General features: G+C 51.6%; 7 protein-coding genes and 1 pseudogene. All 8 read left to right on the top strand.

Going from position 1 to position 8,192, the window contains the following annotated elements; genetic code table 11:
- Window positions 1-133 (top strand): annotated as a pseudogene (gene tuf, locus USF70_RS21420) (elongation factor Tu); the annotation flags it as partial.
- Between the two features lie 228 nt (window positions 134-361).
- A complete protein-coding gene (secE, locus tag USF70_RS21415; protein WP_032644497.1) occupies window positions 362-745 on the top strand; it encodes a preprotein translocase subunit SecE in 384 nt (127 codons plus the stop codon).
- Between the two features lies 1 nt (window position 746).
- On the top strand, window positions 747-1,292 hold the full coding sequence (gene nusG / locus USF70_RS21410; RefSeq protein WP_002438628.1) for a transcription termination/antitermination protein NusG: 546 nt from the start codon (window positions 747-749) through the stop codon (window positions 1,290-1,292).
- A 155-nt stretch (window positions 1,293-1,447) separates the two neighbouring features.
- A complete protein-coding gene (rplK, locus tag USF70_RS21405) occupies window positions 1,448-1,876 on the top strand; it encodes a 50S ribosomal protein L11 (protein WP_008503452.1) in 429 nt (142 codons plus the stop codon).
- A gap of 3 nt (window positions 1,877-1,879) precedes the next feature.
- Window positions 1,880-2,584, top strand: coding sequence for a 50S ribosomal protein L1 (gene rplA, locus USF70_RS21400; protein WP_006810530.1), 705 nt, complete (start codon window positions 1,880-1,882; stop codon window positions 2,582-2,584).
- Between the two features lie 291 nt (window positions 2,585-2,875).
- Complete coding sequence (rplJ, locus tag USF70_RS21395) at window positions 2,876-3,373, top strand: 50S ribosomal protein L10 (RefSeq protein ID WP_001207203.1); 498 nt, start codon at window positions 2,876-2,878, stop codon at window positions 3,371-3,373.
- Window positions 3,374-3,439: 66 nt separating this feature from the next.
- Window positions 3,440-3,805: a 50S ribosomal protein L7/L12 gene (gene rplL / locus USF70_RS21390; RefSeq protein WP_006176746.1), complete on the top strand. Its 366-nt coding sequence runs from the start codon at window positions 3,440-3,442 to the stop codon at window positions 3,803-3,805.
- A gap of 319 nt (window positions 3,806-4,124) precedes the next feature.
- Window positions 4,125-8,153, top strand: a complete 4,029-nt coding sequence (rpoB, locus tag USF70_RS21385) for a DNA-directed RNA polymerase subunit beta (RefSeq protein WP_023334099.1) — start codon at window positions 4,125-4,127, stop codon at window positions 8,151-8,153.
- The last annotated feature ends 39 nt before the right edge of the window (window positions 8,154-8,192 follow it).

The raw sequence follows: 8,192 nt of genomic DNA, 5'->3' as shown, positions 1-8,192 counted from the left end.
AATGCCAGGCGACAACATCAAGATGGTTGTGACTCTGATCCACCCAATCGCGATGGACGACGGTCTGCGTTTCGCAATCCGTGAAGGCGGCCGTACCGTTGGCGCGGGCGTGGTTGCTAAAGTTCTCGGCTAATCGCTGATAACATTTGACGCAATGCGCATGAAAAGGGCATCATTTGATGCCCTTTTTGCACGCTTTCACATCAGAACCTGGCTCATCAGTGATTATTTTTGTCATAATCATTGCTGAGACAGGCTCTGCAGAGAGCGTATAATCCATAAAGGGATTAGCGTTTCGATTTGGCTCGCCTCGCAATCGCGGGGTGAAATTATTTGTAGAATTCTTCTGACAGGTTGGTTTATGAGTGCGAATACCGAAGCTCAAGGGAGCGGGCGCGGCCTGGAAGCGATGAAGTGGATCGCTGTTGCCGTGCTGCTGATTGTGGCAATCGTTGGCAACTATCTTTATCGTGACATGATGCTGCCGCTCCGCGCGCTGGCAGTGGTGATTCTGATTGCTGCAGCGGGCGGTGTCGCGCTGTTGACGACTAAGGGTAAAGCAACCGTTGCTTTCGCTCGCGAAGCACGTACCGAAGTCCGCAAGGTCATTTGGCCGACTCGCCAGGAAACATTGCACACCACGCTGATCGTGGCTGCAGTGACTGCGGTAATGTCACTGATCCTGTGGGGACTGGATGGTATTCTGGTTCGCCTGGTTTCCTTTATTACTGGCCTGAGGTTCTAAGATGTCTGAAGCCCCTAAAAAGCGTTGGTACGTCGTTCAGGCGTTTTCCGGTTTTGAAGGCCGCGTAGCAACGTCGCTGCGTGAGCATATCAAATTACACAACATGGAAGAGTTATTTGGCGAAGTTATGGTTCCGACCGAAGAAGTGGTTGAGATCCGTGGCGGCCAACGTCGCAAAAGCGAGCGTAAATTCTTCCCGGGTTACGTGCTGGTTCAGATGGTGATGAACGACGCGAGCTGGCACCTGGTGCGCAGCGTACCGCGCGTGATGGGCTTTATCGGCGGCACGTCTGACCGTCCGGCGCCAATCAGCGACAAAGAAGTTGATGCGATTATGAACCGCCTGCAGCAGGTGGGTGATAAGCCGCGTCCGAAAACGCTATTTGAACCGGGTGAAATGGTTCGTGTTAGCGACGGTCCGTTTGCTGACTTTAACGGTGTGGTTGAAGAAGTGGACTACGAGAAGTCCCGCCTGAAAGTTTCTGTTTCTATCTTCGGTCGTGCGACCCCGGTAGAACTGGACTTTGCGCAGGTCGAAAAAGCCTAAGCAGCGATCAAAAAAGCGGCGATTTAATCGTTGCACAGGGCGCGAGATTGGAATACAATTTCGCGCCTTTTGTTTTTATGGGCCCGCCCCGTAAAACGAATTTTATTCACGGGGAGCCTCCCTGAGGCGCTATCACCCAATCAGAGGATTTTAGAATGGCTAAGAAAGTACAAGCCTACGTCAAGCTGCAGGTTGCAGCTGGTATGGCGAACCCAAGTCCACCAGTTGGTCCAGCTCTGGGTCAGCAGGGTGTGAACATCATGGAATTCTGTAAAGCGTTCAACGCCAAAACCGAATCCCTGGAAAAAGGTCTGCCAATCCCAGTCGTAATCACTGTTTACGCTGACCGTTCTTTCACTTTCGTTACCAAAACCCCTCCAGCAGCTGTTCTGCTGAAGAAAGCGGCTGGTATCAAGTCTGGTTCCGGTAAACCGAACAAAGACAAAGTGGGTAAAATTTCCCGCGCTCAGCTGCAGGAAATCGCGCAGACCAAAGCTGCCGACATGACTGGTGCCGACATTGAAGCGATGACTCGCTCAATCGAAGGTACTGCACGTTCCATGGGCCTGGTAGTGGAGGACTAAGAAATGGCTAAACTGACCAAGCGCATGTCCGTTATCCGTGACAAAGTTGATGCGACCAAACAGTACGACATCAACGAAGCTATCGCTCTGCTGAAAGAACTGGCAACTGCTAAGTTCGTTGAAAGCGTTGACGTTGCCGTTAACCTCGGTATCGACGCGCGTAAATCCGATCAGAACGTTCGTGGCGCAACTGTACTGCCACACGGTACTGGCCGTTCCGTTCGCGTAGCTGTATTTGCTCAGGGTGCAAACGCTGAAGCTGCTAAAGCTGCCGGCGCTGAACTGGTAGGTATGGAAGATCTGGCTGATCAGATCAAGAAAGGCGAAATGAACTTTGACGTTGTTATTGCTTCTCCAGATGCAATGCGCGTTGTTGGCCAGCTGGGCCAGGTTCTGGGTCCACGCGGCCTGATGCCTAACCCGAAAGTCGGTACTGTAACTCCTAACGTTGCTGAAGCGGTTAAGAACGCTAAAGCAGGTCAGGTTCGTTATCGTAACGACAAAAACGGCATCATCCACACCACCATCGGTAAAGTGGACTTTGACGCTGACAAACTGAAAGAAAACCTGGAAGCTCTGCTGGTTGCGCTGAAAAAAGCAAAACCAACTCAGGCGAAAGGCGTGTACATCAAGAAAGTTAGCATCTCCACCACCATGGGTGCAGGTGTTGCAGTTGACCAGGCTGGCCTGAGCGCTGCTGCAAACTAATGCCTTTACGTGGGCGGTGATTTTGTCTACAATCTTACCCCCACGTTTGCTAACGAAAGTTAGCGGCTAAAAGATTTGTTCGTTGGAGCCTGGCCTAATCCAGGCCTCCGTCGAAGACCGCAGGTGTTTCGCAAGAGACTTAATCCCCTGCGTAGACGGTGACAGAACGCTAAGATTATTTTTGGATACTCTGGCTTGTTTCTGCTCACCGTATTAAGACGCTCTTTCCGTTTGGGAGAGTGAAGTGAGTTCCGGAACATGAGTTCCGGCAAACATCCAGGAGCAAAGCTAATGGCTTTAAATCTTCAAGACAAACAAGCGATTGTTGCTGAAGTCAGCGAAGTAGCCAAAGGCGCGCTGTCTGCAGTAGTTGCGGATTCCCGTGGCGTTACTGTAGACAAAATGACTGAACTGCGTAAAGCAGGTCGTGAAGCTGGCGTATACATGCGTGTTGTTCGTAACACCCTGCTGCGTCGCGTAGTTGAAGGTACTCAGTTCGAGTGCCTGAAAGACACGTTTGTTGGTCCGACCCTGATTGCATACTCTATGGAACACCCGGGCGCTGCTGCTCGTCTGTTCAAAGAGTTCGCGAAAGCGAATGCAAAATTTGAGGTCAAAGCTGCAGCCTTTGAAGGTGAGTTGATCCCGGCATCGCAAATCGATCGCCTGGCAACCCTGCCGACCTACGAAGAAGCAATTGCACGCCTGATGGCAACCATGAAAGAAGCTTCGGCTGGCAAACTGGTTCGCACTCTGGCTGCTGTTCGCGATGCGAAAGAAGCTGCTTAATCGCAGTTATCTTTATAAAGCATTTGCTTACGTATAAACTTATTCTGATTTTCAGGAACAATTTAAATGTCTATCACTAAAGATCAAATCATTGAAGCAGTTGCAGCTATGTCCGTAATGGACGTTGTAGAACTGATTTCTGCAATGGAAGAAAAATTCGGTGTTTCTGCTGCTGCTGCTGTAGCTGTAGCTGCGGGCCCGGCTGAAGCTGCTGAAGAAAAAACTGAATTCGACGTAATTCTGAAAGCTGCTGGCGCTAACAAAGTTGCTGTTATCAAAGCAGTACGTGGCGCAACTGGCCTGGGTCTGAAAGAAGCTAAAGACCTGGTAGAATCTGCTCCAGCTGCGCTGAAAGAAGGCGTGAGCAAAGACGACGCAGAAGCACTGAAAAAATCTCTGGAAGAAGCTGGCGCTGAAGTTGAAGTTAAATAAGCCAACTTTTCTGGTTGCAGCCTGAGTAATTAGGCTGATGGCTGGTGACTTTTTAGTCACCAGCCTTTTTGCGCTGTAAGGCATCAGTAGCATTTCACACTGTTTGACTGCTGATTGTCCTGACAATGCATGTTTCTATCGACGACTTAATATATTGCGACAGGGTGCTCGCTCTGTGTAAATCGCGACGAAATGATTTAAGCGTGATAGCAACAGGTATTGCGGAAAGTATTCAATTTTCCGGTCCACAAAATGGTGTTGCACAAACTGTCCCTTCGTCGGACAGATGGGTCGACTTGTCAGCGAGCTGAGGAACCCTATGGTTTACTCCTATACCGAGAAAAAACGTATTCGTAAGGATTTTGGTAAACGTCCACAAGTTCTGGACATTCCATATCTCCTTTCTATCCAGCTTGACTCGTTCCAGAAGTTTATCGAGCAAGATCCTGAAGGGCAGTACGGTCTGGAAGCAGCCTTCCGCTCCGTGTTCCCGATTCAGAGCTACAGCGGTAACTCCGAGCTGCAGTACGTCAGCTACCGCCTTGGCGAACCGGTGTTTGACGTTCAGGAATGTCAGATCCGTGGCGTGACCTATTCCGCACCGCTGCGCGTAAAACTGCGTCTGGTGATCTACGAGCGCGAAGCGCCGGAAGGCACCGTAAAAGACATTAAAGAACAAGAAGTCTACATGGGTGAAATTCCACTCATGACAGACAACGGTACTTTCGTTATCAACGGTACTGAGCGTGTTATCGTTTCCCAGCTGCACCGTAGCCCGGGCGTCTTCTTCGACAGCGATAAAGGTAAAACACACTCTTCCGGTAAAGTACTGTATAACGCACGCATCATTCCTTACCGTGGTTCATGGCTGGACTTTGAGTTCGATCCGAAAGACAACCTGTTTGTCCGTATCGACCGTCGTCGTAAGCTGCCTGCAACCATCATTCTGCGTGCGCTGCAATACACCACTGAACAGATCCTGGACCTGTTCTTTGAGAAAGTGATCTTTGAAATCCGCGACAACAAGCTGCAGATGGAGCTGGTGCCGGAACGTCTGCGTGGCGAGACCGCGTCGTTCGACATCGAAGCCGACGGCAAAGTGTATGTGGAAAAAGGTCGCCGTATCACCGCGCGCCACATCCGCCAGCTGGAAAAAGATGATATCAAACTCATCGAAGTTCCGGTTGAGTACATTGCAGGAAAAGTAGCCGCGAAAGATTACGTTGATGAGTCAACGGGTGAGCTGATCTGCCCAGCGAACATGGAGCTGAGCCTGGATTTGCTGGCTAAGCTGAGCCAGTCTGGCCACAAACGTATCGAAACGCTGTTCACCAACGATCTGGATCACGGCGCGTATATCTCTGAGACTATTCGCGTTGACCCAACCACCGATCGTCTGAGCGCGCTGGTAGAAATCTACCGCATGATGCGTCCTGGTGAGCCACCAACTCGCGAAGCGGCGGAAAGCCTGTTCGAGAACCTGTTCTTCTCCGAAGACCGCTACGATCTGTCCGCGGTTGGTCGTATGAAGTTCAACCGTTCTCTGCTGCGCGACGAAATCGAAGGTTCCGGTATCCTGAGCAAAGACGACATCATCGAAGTGATGAAGAAGCTCATCGATATCCGTAACGGTAAAGGCGAAGTGGACGATATCGACCACCTCGGCAACCGTCGTATCCGTTCCGTAGGCGAAATGGCGGAAAACCAATTCCGCGTTGGCCTGGTACGTGTAGAGCGTGCGGTGAAAGAGCGTCTGTCTCTGGGCGATCTGGATACCCTGATGCCTCAGGATATGATCAACGCCAAACCGATTTCTGCAGCAGTGAAAGAGTTCTTCGGTTCAAGCCAGCTGTCTCAGTTCATGGACCAGAACAACCCGCTGTCTGAGATTACGCACAAACGTCGTATCTCTGCACTCGGCCCAGGCGGTCTGACCCGTGAACGCGCAGGCTTTGAAGTTCGAGACGTACACCCGACGCACTACGGTCGCGTATGTCCAATCGAAACGCCTGAAGGTCCAAACATCGGTCTGATCAACTCCCTGTCCGTGTACGCACAGACTAACGAATACGGTTTCCTCGAGACCCCGTACCGTAAAGTGACCGACGGTGTTGTAACCGACGAAATTCACTACCTGTCTGCTATCGAAGAAGGCAACTACGTTATCGCTCAGGCGAACTCCAACCTGGATGACGAAGGCCACTTTGTAGAAGATCTGGTTACCTGCCGTAGCAAAGGCGAATCCAGCTTGTTCAGCCGCGACCAGGTTGACTACATGGACGTATCCACCCAGCAGGTGGTATCCGTCGGTGCGTCCCTGATCCCGTTCCTGGAACACGATGACGCCAACCGTGCATTGATGGGTGCGAACATGCAACGTCAGGCCGTTCCAACTCTGCGCGCTGATAAGCCGCTGGTTGGTACTGGTATGGAACGTGCTGTTGCCGTTGACTCCGGTGTTACTGCAGTTGCTAAACGTGGCGGTACTGTTCAGTACGTCGATGCATCCCGTATCGTTATCAAAGTTAACGAAGACGAGATGTATCCGGGCGAAGCTGGTATCGACATTTATAACCTGACCAAATACACCCGTTCTAACCAGAACACCTGTATCAACCAGATGCCTTGCGTATCTCTGGGTGAGCCAGTTGAGCGCGGCGACGTGCTGGCAGACGGTCCGTCCACCGACCTCGGTGAACTGGCGCTCGGTCAGAACATGCGCGTAGCGTTCATGCCGTGGAATGGTTACAACTTCGAAGACTCCATCCTCGTCTCCGAGCGTGTGGTTCAGGAAGATCGTTTCACCACCATCCACATTCAGGAACTGGCATGTGTGTCCCGTGACACCAAGCTGGGGCCAGAAGAGATCACCGCTGACATCCCTAACGTGGGTGAAGCTGCGCTCTCCAAACTGGATGAATCCGGTATCGTTTACATCGGTGCGGAAGTGACCGGCGGCGACATTCTGGTTGGTAAGGTTACGCCTAAAGGTGAAACCCAGCTGACGCCAGAAGAGAAACTGCTGCGTGCAATCTTCGGTGAGAAAGCGTCTGACGTTAAAGACTCTTCTCTGCGCGTACCAAACGGTGTTTCCGGTACGGTTATCGACGTTCAGGTCTTCACCCGTGATGGCGTTGAGAAAGATAAGCGTGCGCTGGAAATCGAAGAGATGCAGCTCAAACAGGCTAAGAAAGACCTGTCTGAAGAACTGCAGATCCTCGAAGCGGGTCTGTTCAGCCGTATCTATGCTGTGCTGGTTGCCGGTGGCGTTGAAGCTGAGAAGCTCGACAAACTGCCACGCGATCGCTGGCTGGAACTGGGCCTGACCGACGAAGAGAAACAAAATCAGCTGGAACAGCTGGCTGAGCAGTATGACGAACTGAAACACGAGTTCGAGAAAAAACTCGAAGCGAAACGCCGTAAAATCACTCAGGGCGACGATCTGGCACCAGGCGTGCTGAAGATTGTTAAGGTGTATCTGGCCGTTAAACGTCAGATCCAGCCTGGTGATAAGATGGCAGGTCGTCACGGTAACAAGGGTGTTATCTCTAAGATCAACCCGATCGAAGATATGCCGCACGATGCTAACGGTACGCCGGTAGATATCGTACTGAACCCGCTGGGCGTACCGTCTCGTATGAACATCGGTCAAATCCTGGAAACTCACCTGGGTATGGCTGCGAAAGGTATTGGCGACAAGATTAACGCCATGCTGAAGCAGCAGGAAGAAGTCGCGAAACTGCGCGAATTCATCCAGCGTGCCTACGATCTGGGTACCGACGTGCGTCAGAAAGTCGACCTGAATACCTTCAGCGATGAAGAAGTGCTGCGTCTGGCTGAGAACCTGAAAAAAGGTATGCCAATCGCAACGCCGGTCTTCGATGGTGCGAAAGAAGCTGAAATTAAAGAGCTGCTGCAACTGGGTGGTCTGCCAACGTCTGGTCAGATTACGCTGTTTGACGGCCGTACCGGTGAACAGTTCGAGCGTCCGGTAACCGTAGGTTACATGTACATGCTGAAACTGAACCACCTGGTCGACGACAAGATGCACGCTCGTTCTACCGGTTCTTATAGCCTGGTTACTCAGCAGCCGCTGGGTGGTAAGGCACAGTTCGGTGGTCAGCGCTTCGGGGAGATGGAAGTGTGGGCGCTGGAAGCATACGGCGCGGCATACACCCTGCAGGAAATGCTCACCGTTAAGTCTGATGACGTGAACGGTCGTACCAAGATGTATAAAAACATCGTGGACGGCAACCATCAGATGGAGCCGGGCATGCCAGAATCCTTCAACGTACTGTTGAAAGAGATTCGTTCGCTGGGTATCAACATCGAACTGGAAGACGAGTAATTCTCGCTCAAACAGGTCACTGGTGCCGGGTTAATCCCC

It is taken from the genome of Enterobacter sp. 237C8 (genome assembly GCF_034106865.1).
In the GTDB taxonomy this organism is placed as follows: Bacteria; Pseudomonadota; Gammaproteobacteria; order Enterobacterales; family Enterobacteriaceae; genus Enterobacter; species Enterobacter asburiae_B.
The sequence above is the reverse complement of the archived record's forward strand: the minus strand, read 5'-3'. Positions and strand labels throughout refer to the sequence as shown.

Coding starts and splice junctions, on each gene's coding strand:
- rplL (WP_006176746.1), top strand. CDS start 3,440: ATGTCTATCACTAAAGATCAAATCATTGAAGCAGTTGCAGCTATGTCC.
- nusG (WP_002438628.1), top strand. CDS start 747: ATGTCTGAAGCCCCTAAAAAGCGTTGGTACGTCGTTCAGGCGTTTTCC.
- rplJ (WP_001207203.1), top strand. CDS start 2,876: ATGGCTTTAAATCTTCAAGACAAACAAGCGATTGTTGCTGAAGTCAGC.
- rplA (WP_006810530.1), top strand. CDS start 1,880: ATGGCTAAACTGACCAAGCGCATGTCCGTTATCCGTGACAAAGTTGAT.
- secE (WP_032644497.1), top strand. CDS start 362: ATGAGTGCGAATACCGAAGCTCAAGGGAGCGGGCGCGGCCTGGAAGCG.
- rpoB (WP_023334099.1), top strand. CDS start 4,125: ATGGTTTACTCCTATACCGAGAAAAAACGTATTCGTAAGGATTTTGGT.
- rplK (WP_008503452.1), top strand. CDS start 1,448: ATGGCTAAGAAAGTACAAGCCTACGTCAAGCTGCAGGTTGCAGCTGGT.